At 47.2% G+C, this 24,570-nt stretch carries 20 protein-coding genes, 1 tRNA gene and 3 pseudogenes; 10 read left to right on the top strand and 14 right to left on the bottom strand.

Features of this window, described 5'->3' with window-relative positions; genetic code table 11:
* Nucleotides 1-7: 7 nt before the first annotated feature.
* From QUB30_RS16950 to QUB30_RS16935, 4 genes and pseudogenes are all read right to left on the bottom strand, one after another.
* The gene (locus QUB30_RS16950) at nucleotides 8-5,941 is read right to left on the bottom strand and encodes a PAS domain S-box protein (RefSeq protein WP_333335315.1); all 5,934 of its coding nucleotides are present in this window, start codon (nucleotides 5,939-5,941) and stop codon (nucleotides 8-10) included.
* 259 nt (nucleotides 5,942-6,200) lie between these two features.
* Complete coding sequence (locus QUB30_RS16945; RefSeq protein WP_333335311.1) at nucleotides 6,201-7,697, bottom strand: mannitol dehydrogenase family protein; 1,497 nt, start codon at nucleotides 7,695-7,697, stop codon at nucleotides 6,201-6,203.
* Between the two features lie 51 nt (nucleotides 7,698-7,748).
* On the bottom strand, nucleotides 7,749-8,045 hold the full coding sequence (locus QUB30_RS16940) for a TOBE domain-containing protein (RefSeq protein WP_333335419.1): 297 nt from the start codon (nucleotides 8,043-8,045) through the stop codon (nucleotides 7,749-7,751).
* A 21-nt stretch (nucleotides 8,046-8,066) separates the two neighbouring features.
* Nucleotides 8,067-8,918 (bottom strand): annotated as a pseudogene (locus tag QUB30_RS16935) (ABC transporter substrate-binding protein); the annotation flags it as partial.
* 302 nt (nucleotides 8,919-9,220) lie between these two features.
* Between QUB30_RS16935 and QUB30_RS16930 the strand changes: the two are divergent.
* The 4 genes and pseudogenes from QUB30_RS16930 (at nucleotide 9,221) to QUB30_RS16915 (ending at nucleotide 12,737) form a co-directional block, all read left to right on the top strand.
* A complete protein-coding gene (locus tag QUB30_RS16930; protein WP_333335308.1) occupies nucleotides 9,221-10,024 on the top strand; it encodes an SDR family NAD(P)-dependent oxidoreductase in 804 nt (267 codons plus the stop codon).
* Nucleotides 10,025-10,315: 291 nt separating this feature from the next.
* Nucleotides 10,316-10,642, top strand: coding sequence for a hypothetical protein (locus QUB30_RS16925; RefSeq protein WP_333335306.1), 327 nt, complete (start codon nucleotides 10,316-10,318; stop codon nucleotides 10,640-10,642).
* Between the two features lie 15 nt (nucleotides 10,643-10,657).
* Nucleotides 10,658-11,317: pseudogene (locus QUB30_RS16920) on the top strand (sugar-binding domain-containing protein); the annotation flags it as partial.
* A 130-nt stretch (nucleotides 11,318-11,447) separates the two neighbouring features.
* Nucleotides 11,448-12,737, top strand: a complete 1,290-nt coding sequence (locus QUB30_RS16915; protein ID WP_333335304.1) for an NAD(P)/FAD-dependent oxidoreductase — start codon at nucleotides 11,448-11,450, stop codon at nucleotides 12,735-12,737.
* Nucleotides 12,738-12,805: 68 nt separating this feature from the next.
* Here QUB30_RS16915 and QUB30_RS16910 read toward each other — a convergent pair whose 3' ends face one another.
* Together QUB30_RS16910 and QUB30_RS16905 are read right to left on the bottom strand one after the other, a co-directional pair.
* Nucleotides 12,806-13,552: an HAD family phosphatase gene (locus QUB30_RS16910; RefSeq protein WP_333335301.1), complete on the bottom strand. Its 747-nt coding sequence runs from the start codon at nucleotides 13,550-13,552 to the stop codon at nucleotides 12,806-12,808.
* Nucleotides 13,527-15,038 carry a mannitol dehydrogenase family protein gene (locus QUB30_RS16905; protein WP_333335298.1) on the bottom strand — a complete coding sequence of 504 codons (1,512 nt, stop codon included), beginning with the start codon at nucleotides 15,036-15,038 and terminating at the stop codon, nucleotides 13,527-13,529. Before QUB30_RS16905 ends, QUB30_RS16910 begins: the two co-directional genes overlap by 26 nt.
* Before the next feature lie 1,305 nt (nucleotides 15,039-16,343).
* On the opposite strand from QUB30_RS16905, the gene QUB30_RS16900 reads away from it, so the two are divergent.
* On the top strand, nucleotides 16,344-16,589 hold the full coding sequence (locus QUB30_RS16900; protein ID WP_333335295.1) for a hypothetical protein: 246 nt from the start codon (nucleotides 16,344-16,346) through the stop codon (nucleotides 16,587-16,589).
* A 12-nt stretch (nucleotides 16,590-16,601) separates the two neighbouring features.
* On the top strand, nucleotides 16,602-17,243 hold the full coding sequence (locus QUB30_RS16895) for an Ig-like domain-containing protein (protein ID WP_333335416.1): 642 nt from the start codon (nucleotides 16,602-16,604) through the stop codon (nucleotides 17,241-17,243).
* 267 nt (nucleotides 17,244-17,510) lie between these two features.
* Here QUB30_RS16895 and QUB30_RS16890 read toward each other — a convergent pair whose 3' ends face one another.
* From QUB30_RS16890 to QUB30_RS16875, 4 genes are all read right to left on the bottom strand, one after another.
* Nucleotides 17,511-17,789 (bottom strand): hypothetical protein, encoded by a 279-nt coding sequence (locus QUB30_RS16890; protein WP_333335292.1) that lies wholly within the window; start codon nucleotides 17,787-17,789, stop codon nucleotides 17,511-17,513.
* A 272-nt stretch (nucleotides 17,790-18,061) separates the two neighbouring features.
* Complete coding sequence (gene ygfZ / locus QUB30_RS16885) at nucleotides 18,062-19,141, bottom strand: CAF17-like 4Fe-4S cluster assembly/insertion protein YgfZ (RefSeq protein WP_333335413.1); 1,080 nt, start codon at nucleotides 19,139-19,141, stop codon at nucleotides 18,062-18,064.
* 88 nt (nucleotides 19,142-19,229) lie between these two features.
* Complete coding sequence (locus QUB30_RS16880) at nucleotides 19,230-19,613, bottom strand: hypothetical protein (protein ID WP_333335410.1); 384 nt, start codon at nucleotides 19,611-19,613, stop codon at nucleotides 19,230-19,232.
* Between the two features lie 192 nt (nucleotides 19,614-19,805).
* Nucleotides 19,806-19,877 (bottom strand) — tRNA-Val (locus QUB30_RS16875).
* A 72-nt stretch (nucleotides 19,878-19,949) separates the two neighbouring features.
* On the opposite strand from QUB30_RS16875, the pseudogene QUB30_RS16870 reads away from it, so the two are divergent.
* Together QUB30_RS16870 and mazG are read left to right on the top strand one after the other, a co-directional pair.
* Nucleotides 19,950-20,564: pseudogene (locus QUB30_RS16870) on the top strand (metal-binding protein); the annotation flags it as partial.
* 214 nt (nucleotides 20,565-20,778) lie between these two features.
* Nucleotides 20,779-21,606: a nucleoside triphosphate pyrophosphohydrolase gene (mazG, locus tag QUB30_RS16865; RefSeq protein ID WP_333335289.1), complete on the top strand. Its 828-nt coding sequence runs from the start codon at nucleotides 20,779-20,781 to the stop codon at nucleotides 21,604-21,606.
* 138 nt (nucleotides 21,607-21,744) lie between these two features.
* Here mazG and QUB30_RS16860 read toward each other — a convergent pair whose 3' ends face one another.
* Genes QUB30_RS16860 through QUB30_RS16850 form a run of 3 tightly spaced genes read right to left on the bottom strand, consistent with a single transcriptional unit; the run spans nucleotide 21,745 to nucleotide 22,986 of the window.
* The gene (locus QUB30_RS16860; RefSeq protein WP_333335286.1) at nucleotides 21,745-22,146 is read right to left on the bottom strand and encodes a helix-turn-helix transcriptional regulator; all 402 of its coding nucleotides are present in this window, start codon (nucleotides 22,144-22,146) and stop codon (nucleotides 21,745-21,747) included.
* A 32-nt stretch (nucleotides 22,147-22,178) separates the two neighbouring features.
* Nucleotides 22,179-22,559 carry a helix-turn-helix transcriptional regulator gene (locus QUB30_RS16855; protein WP_333335283.1) on the bottom strand — a complete coding sequence of 127 codons (381 nt, stop codon included), beginning with the start codon at nucleotides 22,557-22,559 and terminating at the stop codon, nucleotides 22,179-22,181.
* A gap of 25 nt (nucleotides 22,560-22,584) precedes the next feature.
* Entirely contained in the window at nucleotides 22,585-22,986 is a 402-nt protein-coding gene (locus QUB30_RS16850; protein WP_190655959.1) for a helix-turn-helix transcriptional regulator, read from the bottom strand.
* Between the two features lie 180 nt (nucleotides 22,987-23,166).
* Here QUB30_RS16850 and QUB30_RS16845 point away from each other — a divergent pair, with 180 nt between their 5' ends.
* Nucleotides 23,167-23,550 (top strand): hypothetical protein, encoded by a 384-nt coding sequence (locus QUB30_RS16845; RefSeq protein ID WP_333335280.1) that lies wholly within the window; start codon nucleotides 23,167-23,169, stop codon nucleotides 23,548-23,550.
* Between the two features lie 128 nt (nucleotides 23,551-23,678).
* On the opposite strand, the gene QUB30_RS16840 is transcribed toward QUB30_RS16845, so the two are convergent.
* Nucleotides 23,679-24,164 carry an allophycocyanin subunit alpha-B gene (locus QUB30_RS16840; RefSeq protein WP_333335277.1) on the bottom strand — a complete coding sequence of 162 codons (486 nt, stop codon included), beginning with the start codon at nucleotides 24,162-24,164 and terminating at the stop codon, nucleotides 23,679-23,681.
* A gap of 131 nt (nucleotides 24,165-24,295) precedes the next feature.
* Between QUB30_RS16840 and QUB30_RS16835 the strand changes: the two genes are divergently transcribed.
* Nucleotides 24,296-24,496: a hypothetical protein gene (locus QUB30_RS16835; protein WP_333335274.1), complete on the top strand. Its 201-nt coding sequence runs from the start codon at nucleotides 24,296-24,298 to the stop codon at nucleotides 24,494-24,496.
* Nucleotides 24,497-24,570 lie beyond the last annotated feature (74 nt).

Raw genomic sequence — 24,570 nt, 5'->3', positions numbered from 1 at the left:
AAATCATTTAGTGTCTTAGCAAACGGGCGATCGCTTTTACCAATTCATCAGGTTCAACAGGCTTGGAGATATGGATCTGAAATCCGGCAGCTAAGGCTTGCTGCTGATTGATTTCTCCAGCATAGGCAGTAAGTGCGATCGCAGGAATTGTGCCTCCCTGTTGGGGTGACCACTTTCTAATTTGCCGAATCAGAGCATAACCATCGAGCTCTGGCATCCCAATGTCACATAACAGCAGATCGGGGATAGATTGATTCAGGAGGGTCAACGCCTGTGCACCGGAAGCGGCTGTCGTAACTTGTGCGCCAGATTGCATCAGGGTGAATGCTGCCAACTCCCGCATATCTGCATCGTCGTCCACAACCAAGACCTGAATACCTGCTAAGTCTGCCGCAGTTTCTGGGTGCGTGTCATCAGAAGAGGGTTCCGGCTCTACGATGTTTAACGGTAGCCGGATGGTAAATGTAGCCCCTAAGTTCAGTCCTAAGCTGTCTGCTTGAACGGTTCCTCCATGCAGTTCGGTAAGATGGCGGACGATTGCCAGTCCCAATCCCAATCCGCCGAATTGTCGGGTTATTGTGCCATCTTCTTGACGGAAGTAGTCAAACACATGAGGTAAGAAGTCTCGTGTGATGCCTTTTCCAGTATCTTTGACTTGAATCTGAGCATACATACCAACCTGGTCTAGTTGCACCTCGACTCGTCCTCCGGTTGGGGTGAATTTCACGGCATTGGAAAGGAGGTTCCAGACTACTTGTTGGAGGCGATTGGTATCGCCTGAAACCTTTCCTGAAATAGGATTAAATGTGGTCTGGATTTGAATGTGTTTGGCTTCGGCTGCCAGTCGTACCGTTTCCAGGGCGGCTTCAATCATTGCTGCTAGATTCACACTCGCGACGTTTAACGTCATTTTTCCTTGCAGAATGCGGGAAACATCCAACAAGTCCTCAATTAATTGCGCTTGCAGCTTGGCGTTGCGTTCGATCGTTTCTAGGGCTTGCTGGGTTTTTGTGGCATCGAGCCGCCCACCTCGTAGCAATTTTGTCCAGCCCAAAATCGGATTGAGGGGCGATCGCAACTCGTGGGACAACACCGCCAAGAATTCGTCTTTAATCCGGTTAGCGGCTTCTGCTTTTGCGCGATCGCGTTGAGCCACCCGGTACAACTGAGCATTGTCGATCGCCAAAGAAGCACGACGCGCCAATTCCTCTGCCAGTTGCAAATCTGTTGAAGTGTAATGTCGTCCAGATTCGGCTGAGATAAAGGAGATGACCCCTAGAATTCGTGCCTGAGTTCGTAGTGGCACCGTCATTGCAGAGCTGAATCCAACCTGCCGCAGCATCTCTAAATGCTCTGAGTCACGCGCTGCCTGTACCAATAGTTCATCGGGAATATGTGGCAGCAAGTCGGATTGCCCAGTTCGCAGTGTGAAGGCACCACCGCGAGGGTCATCCGGGTTCAGCGGATACTTGTCTCTAATCTGATATGCCCATTCCAGCTTGGCAGGGTCGATGTGAGCAACTGCAATCTGCTCGATCGAACCATCCTCTTCTATCATGTGAACCGTGCACCAGTCCGCTAATTCCGGCACTGTAAGGTGTGCGACCCGCTCTAGAGTAGTTTGATAATCAAGTGAGGATGCAAGCACCGCACTTGCCTCAGAGAGAAAACGTTGTGCACGTTCTAACTGCACCCGTTCCGTCACATCTACCACATAGACTAAAACCCCTTCGACCTGACCCTTTGAGTTAACAGTTGGAAGATAATAAACGTTGTAATAGCCGGGACGGCGATCGCTGCGCCCGGGAACATTCACCGCAAAGTTCGGTGAAATGAAGGGATTCCCTGTGGCGTAAATCTGATCGAAGACTTCAACTAATTTGGGCTCGGATTGACCAAAAAGTTCTGGAATTGAATAGCCTAAGTGTTGCTCGCGGGTTAATCCATTAATTTCTGCTAATGCTTCGTTGATGGCAATAAATCGCTGCTCGGAATCTAACAGAGCAAGTCCAATGGGTGATGTTTCAAAGATGGTTTCCAGTTGGCGCTGTGCGGCTTCGGCTTCGGCCCGTGCAATGCGCTCGCGTTCTAACAGTTGTTCTCGTTCTTGTTCTGCTTGCTTGCGCTCCGTCACATCCAGCACCAGCGATAACACCGAAATCATCCTTCCCGATTCGTCCCTGAGGCTGGAATTATACCACTCGCAATGCACAAGGTTGCGATCTTTCGTGTAATTGCGGTTGTATGAAAAAATATGGGGTTCTTTACCAGAGACAAGCCGTTGGCAGGCTTTAGCAACCGATTCCAGGTCTTCCTCCAAGACAAAAGGTATCTCTGTTAAAGATTTGCCTAGAATTTCTTCGGCTTTCCAGCCCAAAATCCGCTCTGCACCAGCAGACCACCGAATGATTTGAAAGTCTCGATTCCATTCAACGACTGCCATTGGAGAGTTTTCAACATGGAAGTTGAGCTTTTGTAGGGTTTGACGCAATGCCTCTTCTGCTTGCTTGCGTTTTGTGATATCAATGACAACTCCGATCGAGTGCTTGGGATTTCCCTGAGAATCATAATTAAACTGTCCTCTCGCTTCAACCCAGTGAATCGAGCCATCTGACCAACGCAGGCGATATTCATGTTGATACTCCGTCTTGTCAGCTATGGCTTGCTGAAGTTTTGCTTCGGTTTGTGCTAGGTCATCGGGATGAACCCGACTTGCCCAAACGTCATAGCAGGGTTGGCACTGATGGGGTTGCAGACCCAGCAAGGTGAAATGCCCTTTTGACCACTGAAGTGCGTCTGTTTGCATATCCCAGTCCCACGTTCCCATGCGTCCGATCTTCAGCGCGAGTTGCAGACGAGCTTCACTTTCGCGCAATTCCTCTTCCGCCCGCGATCGCTCCACGGCTAGCCAGGTTTTTTGAGCAATTCGCTCCATCACTGCCACATCTTCCTCCGTCCAGTCGCGAACAGAGACATGGTGCAACACCAACAATGCGACAAATTTCCCCTCTTTCACCAATGGAACACATAGCAGAGACTTGGTTTGGATGGCATCAAAGCCAGCCGCCCCAACTCCGGTAGTTCGAGGATCGCGATCGACATCATCCACGACGATTGTTCTGCCTTGCTTTAATTCCGCAATGAGTGTAGGGCCAAACGAATCCAGGTGATGTCTACCCACCACGCTGACTACACCATTGCAGAAATCGCGATCGACAATGACGTATTCCTGCGTTGGATCAATTTCGCCGTAGGTACAGCGAGTGACACTAAAGTGTTGTCCTGTAGCACAAACCACCTGCCACATAATTTCTTTTGGGTCTTGAATGGCACGAATCGCATCATTCAATTCGATTAGGAATTGCTGAATTTCTTCTTTCTGCTGAAGCTCTTCGAGCAGTTGTTCAATTTGTTGCCTTGCTCGCACCTGGGCTGTCACTTCAATGTTATAAATTAACACGCCCTGAATGGTTCCCTCAGCATCCCGCCAAGCTGCAAAGATGCAGTCGAAAAATGCTTCTTCCAACACTCCATCGCCGTTCCGATCCCAGTAAGTAGGTGACTCCTCCCGAATAAATGTTTCTCCTGTCCGGTAAACCTGTTCAAACGCTTCAAAGTAAATTTGCCCCTCTATCTCTGGGAAAACCTGCCGAATAGATTTCCCGATAATGTCTGGAGTGCGCCCAGTCCCTTGCAGATAGGTGGGATTGGCAAATTCATACACAAGATCGGGACCTTTAACAATGCCAATCATGGCAGGCAATTGCATCAGGATGTCATGCAACCGCTTGCGTTCGGTTTCTGCTTCGAGTCGGGCAGATTGTTCTCGTTTTAAAAGGCGATCGCGCTCTGCTTCGATCTGTTTGCGTTCCGTGATGTCAACCGAAACGCCAATCATACGAACTCCTCGCCCCGTTGCATCCAGATAGACTTGTCCCTGACTGTTGAGCCAGCGCACAACGCCGTCCGGACTAATTACCCGGTACTCCTGCACGTAGGACTGTTCTGCTGCAATTGCCCCTTGAGTCGCTTGGATCACCCGTTGTCGATCGTCTGCATGAATGATCGCAAAAAAGTCTTCTCCCGTGCCTTCTTGAATACCCCAAATTTCTAGAGCATTAGCAGAACACACGACCTGGTTGGTCGGCAAATCGATATCCCAGACAATCATCTGAGTCGCCGTTAATGCCAATCGCAGGCGTTCTTCGCTCTCTCGTAATGCCTGTTCAACTTGTTTGTAATCCGTCACATCACGAGCAATACTCATTACTGATGCAACAGAATCATCACTGGCAAATTCGGGGACAATACGCGCCTGATACCATCGAATACCATTTAGAGTCGGAAACTTAAATTCAATCGTCTGTTCCTGCCCGGTTGCAAAGGCTTGCCCTAAACTATCATGCCAAACACGATAGAGGTCTTCTGGCATTCCTAGTTCAACATTGGTCTTGCCAACAAATTGCTCTGATGGAATACCTGTTGCCATTTCTACAGAAGGGCTGACATAAATATGGCGAAATTCTGCATCAATTCGGCTAATAATGTCAGGGGCATTTTCAGCCACCATTTTGAACTGTTGCTCTCGCTGCCACAGTTCTGATTCCAAGCGTTTGCGCTCTGTTAAGTCGATCGAGAAGCCTACACCTAAATCGTTAGATCCTCCTAAATAGGCAGTCCCAATTAAAACGGGAACCCGGCTACCATCTTTACGAATGTATTCCTTCTCAAACGGCGCATGGCGGCCAACTTGTTTCATCTGTGCCATTGCTTGTTGGTCTAAATGCCGAAACTCCGGTGGAGTAATCTCAATGAAGTTTACCTCTCCCAATAAAACTTCTTCTCGCGTGTAACCTAAAGTAGCAAGCCAAGCGTCGTTGACTTCTAAAATATTGCCTTGAAAATCACCAATAATAATGCCAATAAGATTTGCATCAAATAAACCTCGCAGCCGCGATTCGCTTTCGCGTAAGGCTTGCTCTACAACTTTGCGCTCGCTCACGTCTTGGAAGATAGCAACTGCTGCAACAATCTGCCCTTGGTTATCTAAAATCGGTGCTGAGTTGACGTTAATGAAAATGCGGCTACCATCATTTCGATGAATTTCTATCTCTTCGTTGGTGACGACCTCACCTGTTTTTAGCGATCGCACCAATGGATACTCATGGGGGGGATATAGCTGACCATCTAAGCGAAAGAATTCACATGGAATGAGGGGTGCATATTCCTGAAGCTCAAGTAACTGTTCGTAGCCATACCCAAGCAGTTGCTTGGTTTGTTCGTTCGCCAGAGCTAACTTACCGGATGCCGCATCAGCAATCATTACTCCAGCAGGCATTTGTCGTAAAACGGCTTCAAATCGGGCACGTTCAATTTCAAGCTCGTGCAACAAGCGTTCTCGTTCTGCCTCCGCTTGCTTGCGATCGGTCACATCTCGAAAATAAACGGCTACCCCTGCGGTTGAGGGATAGGCATTCACCTCTAACCAACACTGGATAGGTTCCCCAAATTCTTCCCAGGAAACAGGAACCTGTTGTGCCACTGCCCGATGTAGTTCGCGATAGGCAATTCCACCGACCAACTCAGGAAAAACCTCATTCCAAACGTGTTTTCCCAGTAGCTCTTCTGGCGTTTTGTGCAGGATTTTAGCCGCCGCCCAATTCACGTAGGTGTAGCGCCAGTCGCGATCGAAGGCGACAAAAGCATCCGTAATGCTTTCCAGAATCGTTGCCACCTTGTGCTGAGTTTCTTGGGCACAGAACAACTGTTCGCCTTCAAGAGTGCGAGCAAAGCGTTCAATGACTTCAGAGCGAGAAATTCCTCGCCTGTGAGCCTCTTTATCGAGCGATCGCCATGCTGTATTAGTCAGAGATACGCTGACTCGTTGTTTCATCTCCGAGTTCCAATTGCTAACAAACTTGCCTGTGGCGTCGCGCTTCATCAAGATTCATCCGTATGCATACACGGTCTTCTCCATTGAACCTGAGTTACTCACTGAGGAGAATCCACCTTAAGATAGATGCTTTGGCGTGAGGGAAGATAGGAAAGAATGGCCTAAATAAATATTGCGCTGTACTGGCTGCTGAATTTCCCTTTGCACTCGTAGACATAGAGCTGGGCTAGACGGGAGAATCCCACGGCTTTAACGTAGTGCATCCGTGGCAGTGTCAAATAACTTTCCTCACGGATGCGGATGATGCCTACGACAATCGGGCTAGCGTTCCTTTAGCACCGAACTCATGCAAACTACGCAACTGGTCAGCAACAGTCTCGACGAAACGTGGCGACTGTACTAAATCTCCAAAAATTTCAGATAGGCTGAGTAATGGTCTGGGATCTAATTCACTCAAACTGGCGCGTTGAGTAAGGATGTCTGCTAATGGGTCATCAATGGGAATAGGTTGCCCTTGTCGATCGTGACTCTTGATGTATCGACACCAAGCAGCGATCGTCAAACTTAGGCAATCGATCGCACCTCCAAGTTGTAATTTATCGCGGATCGATCCCAAAACAAACTTAGGAATTTTGGCCGATCCATTCAGGCACAGGCGCGGAAGCTGATCGCGAATTTTGGGATTGGAAAACCGTTCAATTAGAGTCTTTTTATAATCGTCTAAATCAATCCCAGGAACGGGTTGGAGCGTGGGTGTCACCTCGTCCATCAGGTTAGCAACTGCTTGCTGAAACAAGGGATCGGCCATGACTTCATAAACGTAGGTATAACCTGCCAGAGAGCCGAGATAGCCAATCAGCATATGACTGGCGTTGAGCAGCCGAATTTTCATCATTTCATAGGGATGAACATCCTTAGTCATCTGTACGCCAACGGATTCCCAATCGGGTCGGCCGGCACAAAAGGTATCTTCGATTACCCACTGGATGAAAGGCTCCGCGACGCATGGAAACGCATCATCAATACCAAACTGTTGGGCCACCATTTTGATATCTGCTGGGGTTGTCAGCGGAGTAATGCGATCGACCATGCAGTTGGGAAACGCAACGTGTTCAGCAATCCAACGTCCTAACTCTCGATCGCGTATTTCGGCAAATGTTGTTAGCATTTTCCGCACCATGTTGCCGTTGCCCTGGATATTGTCGCAGGACAAGACCGTAAAGGGTGCCAACCCCTGTTTACGCCGCTTTTCGAGTGCGGCTATCAAAAAACCGTATGTCCCAAGTGGTTGTTCAGGATGTTGCAAATCGTGCTGCATCGTCGGGTGGTTTACATCGAAATTGCCACTTCCTTCAATGTAGTAGTAGCCGCTTTCAGTGACCGTTAGAGTAACAATTCGGCATTCGGGGGCTGCTAATGCTTCAATAACTGCTTGACGATTGTCAGGTGCAAAAAGGTATTGAGTGATTGAACCGATGACTCTAGCGCGATCTCCTTCTAGCGATCGCTCAACTAAGGTATACAAACAATCTTGGGATTGAAGCGCATCCCGCATCCGCCTGTCAAAGTCATAGTCAAGCAATCCAACACCACAGATTCCCCAATCACTACCAGGATTCTGATGGAAATAATTATCGAGATAAAGCGCTTGGTGCGATCGATGAAATCCACCAACCCCAATATGCACAATTCCATTAGTAATTTGATGGCGATCGTAATTGGGTACGCGCACGTTTCCAGGTAAAAGAGACAGAGATGCTTCATTCAGCTTCATTGTTGAGCCTGTGCTGGTATTGCTGTTCATTTATTTACTAACGGCTAGGTGGTGACGACGAGTTTTTGAAACAGCTTCGCCCTATAAGTCAAAAAGATGACAAAGATCGCCGCTAATGTGGACAGGAACAAGATTGCGCAACTGGCTGGAATTATCTCCGTCTGTTTGGACGATTAGGGTGTCTCCACCTGCAATCTTGACATAGAGATAGGTTTGTCCGCCCAGTCGTTCCACAACTAGCACTTCGCCGTTCACTGTTGCGCTATTGCGATCGAGTCGTAGGTGTTCGGACGGTGCGGCTTTTTTATAGTTGGGATTGTTATAGGTGGAAGTCCGCGTACCTGGTGGTACAGCAACCCAGCCATTTTGATCTGCCACTAATTGGATGTATTCTTTTGAGGTTGCCCAGGCAACTAACCTTTGAGCCGCTTCGGGTGATTTTGAGGTTTTTGGAACCGCTAATGCCCAAGCCCAGATCCAATTCGAGCCGTTTGGATATTTTTCAATTGGTGCACGGGCAAAGCTAACTTTGTCATAAACTTGAGATTTTTTTGGATTGGATAAGAGTCCTGCTGCAACGGTTGCATCTACCCACATCCCGCACTTACCTGTCTAGAATAGCGCTAGATTCTCATTGAATCCATTGGAACTGGCACCCGGTGGGCCATATTTGTTGAGTAAATCGACATAGAAGGCGATCGCTTCTTTCCAGGCTGGAGTATCTATAGTGGGTTGCCACTTCATGTCAAACCACTGTCCGCCAAACCTGTTGACCAATGTGGACAAAAATCCCATGTTTTCGCCCCAACCGGGTTTTCCACGCAGACAAACACCGTAGACTCCATTAGCTGGAGCGTGAACCTTACTCGCCCATTCTGTGAGTTGGGAATAGGTTGGCTGTTCCGGAACCGTAATCCCTGCTTTTTCAAACAAGTCTTTTCGGTAATACAGCATGGAACTTTCCCCATAGAACGGCACAGCATAAAGTTTGCCGTTGTTGGAAAGACCTTCTCTGATGGGTTTTATCAGGTCATTTACGTCGTAGCTGGCGGGTAGATCTAATGGTCTTAACCAATCTCGTCTCGCCCAAATCGGCGTTTCATAAGACCCGATTGTCAGGACATCGAATTGTCCGCCCTGGCTAGCAACGTCTGTGGTGGTGCGTTGGCGCAACACGTTTTCTTCCAGGACAACCCACCTCAGTTGAATGTCTGGGTTGGCTTGTTCAAACTTGCTTGAAAGCCCTTGCATGACGACCATATCGCCATTATTGACAGTAGCGATCGTCAGTCTGGTTTTCCCTGCTGCTTGGGAAGTGGCACAAGCATGCAGCAGTTGCACCAGCATCACTCCAGCAAGGAATGCAACCAGCGCTTTAGCGAAGCGGGGGATACGCATCGCATAACTCCTTTGATATTAAAAAAATCCGATCTAAATTGTTGAGTTTATGCCTAATATTGAGCGATTGCTCAATATTAGAATTATACTAAGTAACCTTAAATAATGAACACTTAAAGAGTATTTGCAACATATATTCACAAGGGGTAAAAAATATGACAGGTAGAGCAAGCTATGACTTTGCTGGTAAAACGATTCTGATTACGGGCGGTGCTGGTGATATTGGTCGGGCTACTGCACAGCGTTTTGCCGCAGATGGTGCAGGTGTAGTAATCCTAGACTTAAACGAAGCTAAGATGGCAGAGGTTGCTCGCGAATTGGAAGCCTATAAAATTCGAGTTGCTACCTTTGGCTGCAATGTCACCGATCCTGATGACGTTGCTCAAGCCTTTTCTGGTGCTGTAGAGCAATTTGGGCGGCTCGACTATGTTTTCAACAATGCGGGTTATCAAGGAGTGTTTGCCAAAACCGACGAGTATCCCGAGGAGGATTTTCAAAAGGTCATTGACATCAATGTTGTCGGAGTTTTTCACGTCCTCAAAGCGGCGGCACAACACCTACGCAAATCGGGTGGAGGAGCGATCGTCAATATGGCAAGCCATGCAGGAGTGGCTGGTCCTCCAAATATGCTCGCCTACTCAGCCTCGAAGTTTGCCGTAATAGGGATAACTCAGACAGCAGCAAAAGACTTGGCTGCCTACCGCATTCGGGTGAATGCGGTCTCGCCTGCGCTGATTGGGCCGGGCGTGATGTGGACGCGGCAGACAGAATTGCAGGCGGGTGTAGGGTCACAATACTTTGATGCCGATCCTAAAGTGGTAGAGCAGCAAATGATTAATTCAGTACCGATGCGGCGTTTGGGGAGCCTTGAAGAAGTTGCCAACGGTGTAGCATTTCTCATGAGCGAGGAGGCAAGCTACATTACGGGGTTTAACTTGGATCTGACTGGCGGACTATAGGGAAAAGGGTAAGTTGTTGTGCATCTAAGTTACAGATTGAACTAATCTTTTTCCCATGAGTGCATATTGCTTTCTTAAATGTGTGACAGCTTATTGCTAAGTTAGCAATTTTGTCAGCCTCCAGGATTGGTGCTGCAATGTTTTGCTGCCTGGGAGTTTTGTAATACCACTTTCATTAACTTAGAGCGTGATAACCTATGTTTAATAGTTTGAGCAAAAAATCTATCTTTGAGCAGATACTCAAATAACCCATCTACTGTTGTGGGGAAGCATACTGTCTATACGTGGAATATGAGAGAACCCTTCTTAGAGCGGCGCGATGCCAGCAAAACTGGCTTGCCCCTTCGGACTCGCAAGTTAGACCAGGCAGCTCACGCTGCTTGGCTCTACTACATTGCTGGGAACACACAGGAAGAGATTGCGGCAAAGCTGAACGTGTCGCGGCAGGCTGCACAGCGTTTAGTTGCACTAGCGGTGAGTGAAAAACCGATCGAATTTCGGCTCGATCATCCCCTGCGTGAGTGTATTGCTCTAGCTGAATCGCTCAGAGACAAATTTGAACTATCGCTTTGTGAAGTGGTTCCAAGCGATGCAGGGAGTGGCGATACCTTGAACTGACTTGGTGTATGTGCTGCCAATCACTTAGAGACGTATCTTGTTGCTAAAACTCCAACAATCCTGGCATTTTCCACGGGTCGTACTTTGCGATCGATGGTGGAACAGATCCCATCCATGCAGCAACCTCAGCATAAGATTGTCTCAATTGTTGGGAATATGACTCAATATGGGCGTGCGGGTCGTTATGAAGTGGTGATGCACTTGTCCGATCGCATTGGTTCGCAGGCCTATCCAGTGCCTACTCGGGTTGTAGCGACCAGTATTGAAGAACGAGAACTATTGCAGGCTCAGCGATCGTTTATCACCGTAAAAACCCTTGCAGAGCAAGCAAAAGCAACGTTTGTCGGGATTAGCCAAATTGACTCGAATGCACCGTTACATCAAGACGGGTTCATTAATGACGGTGAAGTGACCCAATTAATTGAACTGGGGGCAGTTGGGGAGATTGCAGGTTGGGCATACGATCGTCAAGGAGTCTTGATTCAATGTGTAACTAACAGCCGAGTTGCTGGTGTACCGCTCGAACAACCTGCTCAACGGCTGATTATTGGTATTGCAGGAGGTATGAAAAAAGTAGAGTCGATTTTGGCGGCTCTGCATGGGAAATTGATCGCAGGACCGATCGCCGAGGAAGTTGTCGCCCAAGCAATTCTTTCCCAAATGAGGGGGGGCTAGCAAAACAGTTACCAGAGGCAAACTAAACTGTTTATGTTACTAAAAAAACCCGTGCTTCTAGCACGGGGTCTTACACCCAATCTTTGTGATAAAGTTCGGTGCATCAACTCATAGTGTTGGGTAAACCCCTATGGTTCAAAACGTTGTGATTATTGGAGCGGGTCCGGCTGGACTGCTACTGGCACATTATTTATTGCGTCGGGGCAACTACCATATTGGTATCTATGAACGTCGTCCCGATCCTCGGTTGACTGATGTTTCTGGAAACCGCACATTTCCGCTCTCGCTTCAGGAACGGGGCAGAAAAGCAATTCGAGCAATTGTTGGGTTAGAGGAGGCGATCGCCGCTCAAAGTGTGTTCTGTCACGGGACGATTATTTATCGGAAAAATGGCAAATCCCGGCCGGTTCCTCGCGAAAATCCGGTTCTCACAATCGATCGCAATCGCCTCGTGACGATTCTGTTGAAGCAATTAACCGAAACCTCTAGTCCGAATCAGGTTAAAGTACATTTCAACTGTGAATGTACGGCTGTGGATGGAACGGCTAAAACCGTGATGTTCAAACCTTCAGAAGGAGATAGCTTTATCGTTCACTACGATCTACTGGTGGGTGCCGATGGGGCGCGATCGCAAATTCGAGAGTATTTAGTCGAGAATGCAGGCTTGCCGTGTTCGCAAAACTATGTTCCGGATGCCTATAAATCTGTGTTTTTAAGTCGGCTCAATCAGAGTGCAGGAGTGGAGTTAGAACCAAATAAAATCCATGCCTGGAATTTGAATAATAAAACCCGGATGTTAATGGTACCCCAGCCAGGAGACCAGTTGAATGGCGTGATTATTTTTGATGCTCAAACTAATCCCCTAGAAGGATTATCAACGAAAGAAGAAGTCAAGACATTTTTTGAGGAAAATTTCCCGCTGTTTGGTCAGTTGATGTCGCTGGAAGAAGCGGAGGCGTTGTTGAAGCGTCCGGTGGCGAGGGTGTTAACGGTACGCTGCGATCGCTTTCATGAGGGCGATAGTGTGTTGCTGATTGGCGATGCTGCTCATGCGGTATCTCCCTCGATTGGCCAGGGGTGTAATTCTTCGTTAGAGGATGTCCTGATTTTGGGACAATTGTTGGAGCAGTATGGGGATGATTGGGGGAAGGTTTTGTCGCAGTTTTCAGAGCAGCGAGTCCCCGATGCCCATGCCTTGCAAGAGTTATCAAATTATTCGTTTCCTCGCACGAAGTTGTTGGTAGTTGAGTTTTTCTTGCGGTTGACGATGGGAAGGCTATTTCATCGATGGTTTCCCCGTTTATTTAAGCCGTTTGTGTTTGATTTGGTGTTAGATACGGACTTGTCTTATTCGCAGGTGTTGAGTCTGAGCCAAGGGTGGATTCATAAGGTGAAGCGTTCGATGGCCCAGAATTCTTGATATTCAGCAACGCCATTTTTCACCATCCTAACTAAGGGCATCAAGCGATCGCCTGATGCCCGGTGTCCTTACAGTGGAGTTGCTGATAATAGGTCGATAAGATCGTCCATCCGCTCGATAACTTGCTGGGCACCAGCCGACACAAGAGCATCTGCACGGCTTTTTCGTTCATCCTCGCTGATATGAGTTCCCCCTACATAACCGATAATCTGCCCAATTCCAGCGGCAACGGCAGCCCTTACCCCACTGAGAGAATCTTCAACTGCCACGCAACCCGAAACTTCAGCGTCCAGACACTTGACTGCATAGAGGTAGATGTCAGGAAGCGGCTTGGGTCGCGGAACGGGGAGAGAGTCGTGAGCGCTAAATATCTGCTCGCTGGGGAAATAGTCGGTCAGGGCTGCAGAAGTAAGGCAAGCACTTAGGCGCTGTAAGCTGCTGTTACTTACAAGTGCATATTCAAATCCGTCGTCGCGCAGGTAAGACAGGACTTGGGGCGTTCCTTCTGTCGCTTTTGCCTCTATAGTAAGCTGTTGAATCGCTCTCTTTTCTTCTTCAGCCACTAGCCTGTCAATATCGCGCTCATTAAGACTGGTTAATGAATCTGGGTAGAGCTTTTTGAGTATTTCCCTGTATGGTTTCCCGGCGAAGCTTTTAACAAAGTCCTCAAGCTCATAGTGTTGAGCGCCAGGGAACTCACGAGCTACTTCATTTGTCAGCCTCCATGCGCTCTTAAGTGCTATGGTTTCACTGTCAACGACAGTTCCGTCATGATCGAAAAGCACCATCTTAGGATGCTGATAAAGTGGTTTCATTCAAAAGACCTCCCTCACTGTAATTCTTAAGCGTAGTCAATAGTCCGTGGGTCTGAAGATTTCGCAAAGCCTGGTGGCATTCATTATCTACGGCCTCTGTCTGTTGGCAATTCTCCAATCCCAGAATCCCGCTAATTACTGCGCCTTCTTGAATCGCTGTAATTGCGCTTTGAGTATCCTTGGCATGATAGGGTTGACCAGACTCGCACGCCTCTTCTCTAACTGCAAGCAGCCACGCCGCAACAGGAAGTATAATCCGCTTCATGCTGACCTTTAGGCTATAAGCATCCTGAAGTATAGGAAATATATACTTGCCTACTTTCCTACAGGTTTCTGAAGAGATTCTCTCAGTAGTATCGGGAAGAGCCTCGTTACTCAGCCTTAGTAACACCTGCTCCATATATTGTTCGCACATCTGGCGAGGCACTGGTGTTGCTGCTGCGATATCGTCCATGAGAAGCCGAGTAAACAACTGGAATTCCGGTAGCGCGATCGCCTCGTGCATATACTCTATACCTGCTCTTACAGCTAAACAGGCTATGAAGGAGTGTACTGCATTCAAGAATCTCGACTTCATATACAGGAACGGAGTGATGTCGCTAGTCACAATCACCCCTGTATCTTCCCACTTGGGGCGATCGCCTGTGAATTTGTCTTCCACGACAAACTGCCAAAATGGTTCGGTTACAATGGGTGCGCGATCGCGCACCTGCAACAGTCGGCTGGGGTAGTTATAGTCGGATTCCTGTTCTTGAGGCACAATCCTGTCTACAACCGAATTAGGGAACGTGGCGTTATCCCTGATGTATTCTGCAAGTTGAGGATCGATCAGGTCAGCGTAAGCTAGCACTGCTTTTCGCAGGATATCCCCGTTTCTTGGGAGGTTATCGCAAGAAAGGGTGGTGAAGGGGGTCATTGAGCGATCGCGTCGTCGGCGTAGCGCCTCTACGATAAAGCCAATTGCAGTTGTTGGAGTGGAAGGATTTTGCAAATCGTGCGCGATGTCTTCATTCGCTGTGTCGAGGTTAAAATTCTTGTCTAGATGGTAGCCTCCTTGAGTAATTGTCAGAGTCACCAAATGCACAGAGGGAGACGCCATCTTTTCAAGCACATACTCGCACTTCTCTCTACCATTAACTATTTCCCTGATAGAACCGATAACTTCCGCTTCCTCACGATTTTGAGCGCAACTAGAGTGTTTGGTCAAAGTGTAAAGGAATCTCTGCGGTTTCAACCTAGTAATGGTCTGTTGACTCTTGAGGCTAACCCCACAAATCCCCCATCTCTGCTCTTGGAACCCCTTCTGTGCAAGATAGTTATGTATTATGCAGGCAAGGTGACCCCTAAAAAAACGACCAGGCCCGAAATGGACGATACCAGTTTTAAGTGCCCTCCTGTCGTAAAGAGACTGTTGCCTCCACAAACCAGTTACAGTACCGAAGCGAGAAATTGAAGAAACACTGGGCGGTCTGAGTAAGTTAACCATGAGACTTCTTAAATAAGTTTGATAAGGTAAAATGAAAATTGGTCAGTCTGGGTATACCCAATGACCTACAAGCAACACAAATGTCTCAAACTGCGAAAATTTCGGGTATCCTTTGCGCCATCTACAAAGAAGCGTATTACCAGATGGTAATTAGGGTGTGACACATAGAGTAGAGAAAGAAAAAATTAGGTAAACCTAATTAAGAATCAAAGCTCAATTGGTCATTAACCTGAAGTAAGGCACAAGAGTACGCGACCTACTGCAACTTTGTTCAACATTGGCAAGTGCGTAAGCCGAATGTATGTCCTGTAAGGCGCAAAGAGAGTGCTTTTAATTCAGGCTTTAGATTCCCCAATAACTCTGTAGACTTTGATGTTATTTCCCTTGGTCGCTGCTATCTTCCATCTTCAGGAGAAGCTACAAACAATTCTTTAGAGGGACTTATAACAACAGGGTAATTAGAGTCTGACAGGTAGAACAGAGAAACAAGAAATTAGGTAAACTTAATTAATTAAGTATCAAAGAGCAAGCAGTCATTAACCTGAAGGAAGGCACAAGGTTACGTCACATACTGCCACTTTGTTTAGCTTGGGCAAGTGGGTAAGTCGAATGTCTTTCCTATAAGGCGCAAATAGACTGCTTTTAAATTATGCCTTTAGATTACCTAATAGCTCTGTACACTTTGTATGTTATTTAGCTTGGTCGCTACTATCATCTGTCTTCAGGAGAATATACAAATAATTCTTTAGAGGGACTTTTAACCACAATCAAGTTTATACTTCGGTACAAGCAGTTAAGTTAGAGTTTGGCGTTTGTGTAGCAAGCGTCCAAAAAACAAGGCTTGCCTTGAAAAGTCCTGTCTGTAGCGGATGGCTGATACAGCATTGCAAGTCCGTTTCAGTCTGTCCATAAATTTTTAAAGTTTCCTCACTCACAACAGGGCTCTGCACTCCTCCTGAGCAAATCCTCCACAGACACAAGAGTAAGTAAAAGCGATCGCCCCGCCTCTAGAATCGAGGTGGTAGCCTCACATCTCTCCTTGACCATTGGAACCATCAGACCTGAACGAGCGAGCGCAGAATCTTTATCTGCTTTTATACAATCTTTACAATCTTTATCTTGACTGGCCCCTATCAACTAATACAGTATCTCTTTCACTACAGCAAACTCTCAAATAAACAAGGAAGGTAATATCTGTGACAACTGTCAATTTTGACGATTTAGCTTTTAATACAGTTGTAAGCAATCAGTATTCAGGAGTAACGTTTTCAACTGAGCCTGGGAATTTGGTCAAAACATATTCTGGTGAGAACTTCGGAAACTCTCCACCAAACGCAATCGGTACATACACTTCAAGCGGGGGGGTTAAATGGCAACCTAAATCTTAATGTTGATTTTGCTCAACCCGTTAGTAATTTATCGTTTTTTACAATCGGAGATAATTCGGTTAATGCTGCCAAAATTGATGTTTATACTACTACAGGCTCGCCCATTACAGTTGATCTCATCGCAGATGGTGATTATTTAACTAAAGAGCTGGTAGATTTATGATCGTTCACAAACATTACCCGCATTAGTATCAACAGCATAACGGATATTGCCGGTATTGGATATGATGACTTTCAATTCAACTTTGCTCCAGTCAACCTTCCTCCAGTTGCCGTTGATGACAGTGCCACCACTGCCTTTAATACTGCTGTGACCATCTCGGCAAGTACCCTGTTAGCTAACGATACCGATCCCGACAGCAACCCCCTCAGCATCACTGGTGTCAGCAATCCTACCAAGGGTACAGTAGTCCTGAATGACAACGGCACGGCTGGCAACTCGGCAGATGACTCTATTGTCTTCACCCCGACAACTGGGTTCAGCGGCAATGGCAGCTTTAGCTACACCCTCAGCGATGGTAGCCTCACCGACATTGGTAATGTCACCGTTGCCGTGGGGACTAACCTTTTTGGTGGTAACGGGGAGGATTTACTTGATGGCACAGCAGGCAACGATCGCCTCGATGGCGGCAACGGCAAAGACATCCTCATTGGCCGCGCTGGTAATGACATCCTCAATGGCGGTAACGGCAAGGATGAGTTGACAGGCGGTACTGGCAACGACATCTTAACTGGTGGCAATGGTTCTGATACCTTCATCTTCGCAGCCCTAGACGGCACTGATACGATTACCGACTTTACCCCTGGACTCGATTAAATTGGTCTATCCGGCGGTCTGACTTTCGGCGCTTTGTCCTTCTCTGGCAGCAACATTATTGTTACCGCCAGTAATGAAATTCTGGCAACTCTGACTGGTATTAATACCACTACCCTCACGGCTGCTGATTTCTTAGCGGTCTAGGATTATAGCCTGTTTAGCTGATTGGTCATGCGATCCCTTTTGAACTCAAAAGAAAACGGGATTGCATTTTCGTACATACAGCTATTTTAAGAATTTGATATTTGAAAACTGGATGCGATTGAATTAGTTGGCTCGATCGCTGCTACCTCGCTCTGTAGCTGTTTCTACTGCTTCCTGTGCCGGCGTAACTGCTTCGCCCACGTTATTTTTTACCGATTCTATAAATCTTTTGGTACTGGGGGCAATGGGTTGGTCAAGATTCAGCTTTTCTCGGATATTGTCAAGTACACCACTTGCATCCTTCTCTGTATCACTTGTTGGCTGCCGATCGGGACGGGCAACTTCGTAAGACTTAGCTTCAGGGGTTAAATGTGTAGCGATCGCTTGCATTTTGTGGCCCAAAAATTCCTATTCGGAGCTAAAAATCAGCGCTATTCCTACAGCAAAGATTATCCTACTCGCAGGCAAGTTGTAACTAAGCGCGATGTAAACTTTTTTATTGAAAAACTCTGTTTTTTCTGTAATGACTTTTATACAGAATAATTGCTGTTGTTGGTTCGCAAATCTATCTAAAGATATGACTTGGTGTCAATTTATGGTGTTAGCATCCTTCCCAAATCAACCTCAACAAGAAAGTTTTTGCCGCTGCGGCGTCAACAGACAACCGATCGCAACTACGAACTCAAGAAAGGTACATTTACTACTTCCCCTGGCACCGATCCGACTTGCACTTTCAATCCTTCGCCGCCCGCTTTTGTGCGGATGTAAGCAAGACCAAAAAATCCCGATTCAGTTTCCGTAAAACTGGTGAGTTTGCCGACTTTTTCTTCTCCGATTGTGACTGCTGTTCCGGGTTCAACCGCACCGCTCAACTGCACGCCCCAAAGTTGCTGTTTGACTCCTTTGTAGGTGTTCAACCGGGCAATTGTTTCTTGACCGATGTAGCAGCCTTTGTCATAGGTAATCGTGTGTAAAAGACGGGCTTCTAGGGGGTTGTAATCGTCTGTGAGTTCAAAATCGGGGGCGGGGCGTCCTTGTTCGATTCGCAGTTGTTCCCAAACTCGATCGCCCATCGGTACGGCCCCAGCTTTGACTAATTCATGCCACAAGTGGGCTGCATCGCTTGCTGACGCAATTAACGTGTATCCGGGAGTTGCTAAACCGCTACCAACCGCAACTCGAACCCCCCCTTCATCCCCCCCTTGGTAAGGGGGGGAAAGAGGGGGGGTTTTTATCAATTTGTTAGTAGCGTAAGGTTGATTTTCAAGTTCGACAACTCCGATTTTTTCTAATAGTTGAGTGCTTTCCGGGCCGAGCAAACTGAAAGCAACAGTTGTATCAGTTAAATCTGTTAACTCGACGCGATCCATTGGGAAAATATAGCGATCGAGCAATTCCAGCAGTTGGCGGCGGCGGTTGGCTGAAACTAACAGCAGTACAGCATCTTCTGTAGCATAAGCGGTGGCGAGGTCGATCGTCCGGGCGGTGGATGTGACGAAAACGGTATCGCAACCTTGACCGGGTTTGAGTATATTGAAGTTATTGGTACTTTGATTGTGCAAGAACCGCAGCCGATCGCTGTCTGAGATTTGAATGCGTCCCCAGTGAGTGCGATCGTACAAAGCCGCACCTTGTTTAGTTGCTGCGATCGCTTTTGCGTCGTTACCAAAACTGACTGGCACAATTTCTTTGGTTGTTAACTCTGTAAAAGTAGCACCTGCTGCGGCTTGAATGTCGTGCAATTCTTGAATCAGCATAAGATTTTGTTGAGTGTTGACTGTTGACTGTTAACTGTTGACTGTTGACTGTTAACTACTGCTTTCCTGTCAACTGACAACTGAACTATTTGTCCAAATTAGCGAATATTTCTTGTATTAATTTGCTGGCTTTGGCATCAAGACGATTCCAATCTACATCCCCAGTGTCATCCTCAATCAAGCTAGTGTCAATTACGACTTCCTGACTTTGCAGTTGAGTGTGGGCGGGCTCGTAGTTGACAAAGCAGACTCGATAGCAAAGTTCCCAAATATCGACGCATCTTTGCTCGCCTTGATGCTCTAAAATTAGTTGATAGCCGGGAATTGGAATCTGCACTTCTTGATAAGTGCCCGTCCAGACAGACTCCTCTAATTGTTTGCGGATGTTGTCGAGCACTCGGATCATCGCTGGCTGCATGAGCAGTTCAGCTTGCTGCCACGCGATCGGGCTAGTTATTTTAGGCTTCATATACACGGTTCTAAAAAAGAAAATCAATAAATTCATTTTCTAGCATTGCGTGCCAACTTTTGAGACATCCGCCACAGAATGTTAAATTTAGTCGTCACCAAATTCACAAGTCAACCGTCAACAGCAACAGTTAAAGCCGTTCTCGGCTTGACGGCTAAAAACGGCTGAAACTGTTTATATTGAGTTATCGGATGGGTAATGTAGGATTTGAACCTACGGCATCCTGCGTGTAAAGCAGGCGCTCTACCACTGAGCTAATCACCCAATTGCACTCATAGGGATTTATCATATCACAGTAACTCAGAAAGATCAAGTAAAAAAAATCCTAAACTTTAAATGCCCTCTGGCCGCACCCACGATCAAATAACCCTGTGGAGTTTGCCCTTGGTGGCAGGCCTCACCTTTGGCCAGACGAGCAGCAGCAACCTGACTTTGCTCGTTTCCGGCAGTTTCTTATTCGGCGGGCTGATGTTTGGCCCCGACTTGGATATCTACTCTTGCCAGTATCAGCGCTGGGGATGGTTCAAACCGATTTGGCTCCCGTACCAAAAAAGCCTGCGCCACCGCTCTTTTTTGTCCCACGGCCCTCTGATCGGCACTGCTTTGCGAATCTTGTACCTCGCTATCTGGATCGCGGTTTTCGGAATGTTGGGATTGGCAGTTGCCGAAAAAGTCGGGAACTTAGGCGGGAATTGGCAGGATGTGGTTTTGAGTTACGGGCGATCGATCTGGGAACACCACATCGAAATTTTAGCCGTTTACATCGGTCTAGAATTGGGCGCTATGAGCCACTATCTGAGCGATTGGGGCGGCTCTGCTTACAAAAGATTCAAAAAGAAAGGATTGAGCGGGTTGCGCCCTCCTAAGACAATTAAGAGGCCCAAAATCAAAGCTCCCACTCGCACATCTAGCAAATCCATAGCAGAAGGAAGAAGGAAGAAGGAAGAAGGAAGTTCGGCAACGAGCACTGTACAAGATGTAACGGATGTAACGGATGTCAGTTCGATGGAAGTCGGAAGAAGGAAGTCGGAAGAAGGAAGAAGGAAGAAGGAAGAAGGAAGAAGCAAGAAGGAAGAAGGAAGAAGCAAGAAGTAATAAAATTAATGGTTGGAGCCCTTAACAACGTTATAACCGTCTTGGCGGTTGATATAAAAGGTAAATTATTATGTCTAATCCTGAAAGTAGATCGCTCACCGCACTCAAAGAACTTATAGAAGTTGTGGCTAAATTGCGATCGCCAGACGGCGGATGTCCTTGGGATTTAGCCCAAACTCCCCAAACTCTACTTCCTCACATAATCGAAGAAGCTTATGAAACGGCCGACGCGATTCGCAAAGGAGATAAAGATGCGATCGTCGAAGAATTGGGCGACTTACTGTTACAGGTAATTCTGCAAGCTCAAATTGCCAGCGAATCCAATCAGTTTACCTTCGCCGAAATCGCTGCAGGCATTACAGAAAAACTAATTCGGCGACATCCCCACGTCTTTGGCGATGTCGAACTCAACAGCGTGGATGAAGTCAACGAAAACTGGGAAAAAATCAAAGCAGCAGAAAAAGGTACAACTTCGGAAAAGCCAGCAACTTTAGCCTCCAAGATGAGCCGTTATGCCAGCACTTTGCCTCCGATCGCCGCCGGGATGAAAATCTCTCAAAAAGCTGCGGAAGTGAGTTTTGATTGGGACAGTGTAGACGGCGTTTGGGATAAATTTCACGAAGAAATGGCAGAATTTGAACACGCTCTCAAACACGAGGATAAAGCAGCGCAGCAGTCGGAATTGGGAGATATTATGTTTGTGTTGATTCAATTAGCTCGCTGGTATGATTTAGATCCGTCGGCTGCTTTGCAGGGAACAAACGATCGCTTTGTGCAGCGGTTTGCGAAAGTAGAGGCTGCCTGCGATCGACCTTTGTCAGATTATGCCCCAGAAGAGTTAGAATCTCTGTGGCAGCAAGCTAAAGCTTTAATTGCTAAACAAAAGGGCGATCGGTAATAACTTACTCCCGATCGCTATTGTTAAGAACAGGCAAGATGCCTGTTCCACAACAACTCAATATTTTGCTTGTGGGCCGTTGCTCCTAGCCCGCCCAAAAAAAGCTGATTAACAATACTGCCAGATGTCAGCAATCAACTACTCGTAAAGCTTCGCGTCATTATAGGGGGGATGTTCGCAAGCGATATAAAGCGCATTTGTCGGTTCCAGGGCTTCCCCAGTCACCGGATCGATCGGCTTGAGCACAAAGCATAACAGAGAGAGCGATCGCCAGTCCAAACTTTCTAACTTCCCGCGTTCGTAGCGACTAACAGTAGCATTACTAATACCAACATCTTTTGGTACAGGATCTCCGGCTGTCCGAAACAGAGCGGCCTCATATTCTTTTGTGACCATTTCTGTTTCAATAATTGACCAGCCCCGAATCTCTCTAGCTGCTTTCAGAAGTTTGCCCAATCTACTGCGTCCCGTATCCGTAAATCGCACAGGGCGCAGTTTTTCCCGATCGAGGACAGCCTTAAAGTCAAGAAATCCGGGCATTTTACAGATCCAATTTAACTATTATGTCAATCCTACGCCTCGACGTTTGGGTTCCAAAATTCAGTTCCGATCAACAGTAAGTCTTCTAGAGTAACCAACCGCTTTTCAACCGGGTGAACTGGTTCGAGAACATCGAGGAACAGCCACAAAAGATCGGGTGCAGGCTTGTTGTAATAGCCATTTTCGATTCTCGAAATGCCTGCAATGCTGACCCCCAAGACTTTCGGCAAAGGCTCTCCCCCTAGATTATAAAATTGAGCCTCATGCTGCTTGGTCTTTTCGCTCAGTTCGTGAACGCTCCACCCCCTAGCTTCCCGCCACGATCGCAGGAATTTACCCAACCGCCGCAGCCCGGTATCAGTAAATCTCCGTCTCAAGTATTCTTTTTCTGGCTTAGCTTCTGCTACCACCATCAGTCATCACCTATCTGCAAATAATCTAGTCGTAGAGCTTCGCATCGTTGTATGGGGGATGTTCGCACGCGATGTAAAGCGCATTTGTCGGTTCCAGGGCCTCTCCTGTCACCGGGTCGATCGGCTTGAGCACAAAGCATAACAGAGAGAGCGATCGCCAATCCAAATTATCCAGCTTCCCGCGTTCGTAACGGTTGACTGTTGCGGCACTGATACCCACATCTTTGGGTACGGGTTGATTTGTAGCTGTGAACAGCGCCTCTTCATATCCCTTGGTTTTGAACTCTGTTTCGCTGACAGACCAACCTGTTGTCTGTCTTGCCGCTTTTAAAATCTTCCCCAAACGCATCCGCCCCGTTTCAGTGAAGCGAACGGGACGCAATTCCTGCTCTTTGTCTACCACAGCTTTGTTAGAGAGTCCTGACATTTTTCCCACCTACGTTAACTCTCAAACTAGCACAGCATCAATGATTGAGGGTTGCACGAGCAACATCTGAGCTGAAGAAGTTTAAATTAATTTAATTGCACAAGTGCAATAAGAGTCTGATATAGTAATATGTAATTGACTCTAAACCGAACTTGCCTCTCAAGCCCTGAGTATACAGCCATGACAGCACTATTTCGTCGCATCCAACCCTCGAAAAAGCTCTGCATCACCGTCAGGTCGATCGCCCAACTGCTCAAAATCAGCCAAAACCTGATTAAGCGAGTCGAATCCTGGGCTTTCGTGGTTTTCGTGCACCGGCGGGACAGAGGCGGACAATTTATCTCGTACCGCAGGCTGGAAGAATGGCAAAATGCAATCGCCCATCAAATCCAAACCTGCCCCACCCTTGGAGAACTCTCGCAGCTCAAAACATCCATTCTGTACGACAGCCGGAAATTCAAAAAACAATCTCTCCCAAAAACACTTGACTTTTTAAATCAAATGTGCACTGAAAGACAAGACGAACTCAACATCTGGGAAAGCTTAAACTGCATTGCTTCCTAGGAGAAATGAGGCAGATTTCCTTGCCAGAAAACAGAAGCGAAACATTTGCGAGCAATTGCGAGATAAAATCACCCCAAAAATCACCCGCGAATGCTCCGCCACATTGATGAAAGCAATCACCAAAGCAATTAAGACATTGCCTGAGCGATATAATCAAAATAAGGAGCTGCTTCCTTAGCATCCTCCTGATTGAGCAAAGCCAAAGAAGCTTCCTTCAAACAGCGGATAGCTTCGACCATGCCAGGAACAGGAACGCCGAGAGAATTATACATTTCCCGAACGCCAATCAAACCGATGCTTTCGATCGGCTCCTTGTCACCCGCCAAGATACCGTAGGTAATCAGGCGCAAGTACCAGCCGTAGTCGCGCAGACACAAAGCCCGTTCGCGCTGGCCGTAAGCATTGCCCCCAGGAGAGATAAAATCAGGTCGTTTTTTCCAGAGTTTTTTACTAGCTTCTTCAACAATTTTCCTCTCACTGTCAGACAGCGCAGTAGCAATACGCACCCGCTGTTCTCCGGTTTTAAAGAAATCATTGATACTTTGGAGTTCGCCGGTACTGGGATAACGAAGTTCGTCGTCGGCTTGGAGAATTAATTGGCTAACTACGCTCATTGTTATTCAAATTTGAGGATAACATTAATAAACATTCCCATCAGTTGGCGACGGGATTCTTGGTTCGCAGACTTGCCTTGCTCCTAACATTTATGAATCCTAGAAGTAGAGGGTAAATCTCCCCAAGCGTTATGCTTGATGTTCAAGCCAGTTTCCTTGTGTTCCAGGGTACTGCGGGAAAAAACTCAAAAATTGCGAGTGAGAGTTTTGATGTCGGCAGACACTTTGACTGTTTAACGAGTTTTTGCTACATCGCCCCAACAGCCGATCGCACCGACGGGATCGAGGCAACTCGCGACAAGCTCGACTCCCCGGTTGAAGCTTGGCTTTAGCAGCAAGACGTTCAGCAGCAGGAAGACAGCCTGCAATTGAGCTTGAGTGCGATGGCTTACGCCCCGCTTCGCTA

It is taken from the genome of Microcoleus sp. BROC3 (assembly GCF_036702515.1).
Classification (GTDB): Bacteria; Cyanobacteriota; Cyanobacteriia; order Cyanobacteriales; family Microcoleaceae; genus Microcoleus.
This window is presented reverse-complemented; position numbering and strand designations above follow the sequence as displayed.

Bases quoted from the DNA above. Each gene is read 5' to 3' on its own strand.
- QUB30_RS16950 (WP_333335315.1), bottom strand. From the start codon at position 5,941: ATGAAGCGCGACGCCACAGGCAAGTTTGTTAGCAATTGGAACTCGGAG.
- QUB30_RS16945 (WP_333335311.1), bottom strand. From the start codon at position 7,697: ATGAACAGCAATACCAGCACAGGCTCAACAATGAAGCTGAATGAAGCA.
- QUB30_RS16930 (WP_333335308.1), top strand. From the start codon at position 9,221: ATGACAGGTAGAGCAAGCTATGACTTTGCTGGTAAAACGATTCTGATT.
- QUB30_RS16925 (WP_333335306.1), top strand. From the start codon at position 10,316: ATGAGAGAACCCTTCTTAGAGCGGCGCGATGCCAGCAAAACTGGCTTG.
- QUB30_RS16915 (WP_333335304.1), top strand. From the start codon at position 11,448: ATGGTTCAAAACGTTGTGATTATTGGAGCGGGTCCGGCTGGACTGCTA.
- QUB30_RS16910 (WP_333335301.1), bottom strand. From the start codon at position 13,552: ATGAAACCACTTTATCAGCATCCTAAGATGGTGCTTTTCGATCATGAC.
- QUB30_RS16905 (WP_333335298.1), bottom strand. From the start codon at position 15,038: ATGGTTAACTTACTCAGACCGCCCAGTGTTTCTTCAATTTCTCGCTTC.
- QUB30_RS16880 (WP_333335410.1), bottom strand. From the start codon at position 19,613: ATGAAGCCTAAAATAACTAGCCCGATCGCGTGGCAGCAAGCTGAACTG.
- mazG (WP_333335289.1), top strand. From the start codon at position 20,779: ATGTCTAATCCTGAAAGTAGATCGCTCACCGCACTCAAAGAACTTATA.
- QUB30_RS16860 (WP_333335286.1), bottom strand. From the start codon at position 22,146: ATGCCCGGATTTCTTGACTTTAAGGCTGTCCTCGATCGGGAAAAACTG.
- QUB30_RS16855 (WP_333335283.1), bottom strand. From the start codon at position 22,559: ATGGTGGTAGCAGAAGCTAAGCCAGAAAAAGAATACTTGAGACGGAGA.
- QUB30_RS16850 (WP_190655959.1), bottom strand. From the start codon at position 22,986: ATGTCAGGACTCTCTAACAAAGCTGTGGTAGACAAAGAGCAGGAATTG.
- QUB30_RS16845 (WP_333335280.1), top strand. From the start codon at position 23,167: ATGACAGCACTATTTCGTCGCATCCAACCCTCGAAAAAGCTCTGCATC.
- QUB30_RS16840 (WP_333335277.1), bottom strand. From the start codon at position 24,164: ATGAGCGTAGTTAGCCAATTAATTCTCCAAGCCGACGACGAACTTCGT.
- QUB30_RS16835 (WP_333335274.1), top strand. From the start codon at position 24,296: ATGCTTGATGTTCAAGCCAGTTTCCTTGTGTTCCAGGGTACTGCGGGA.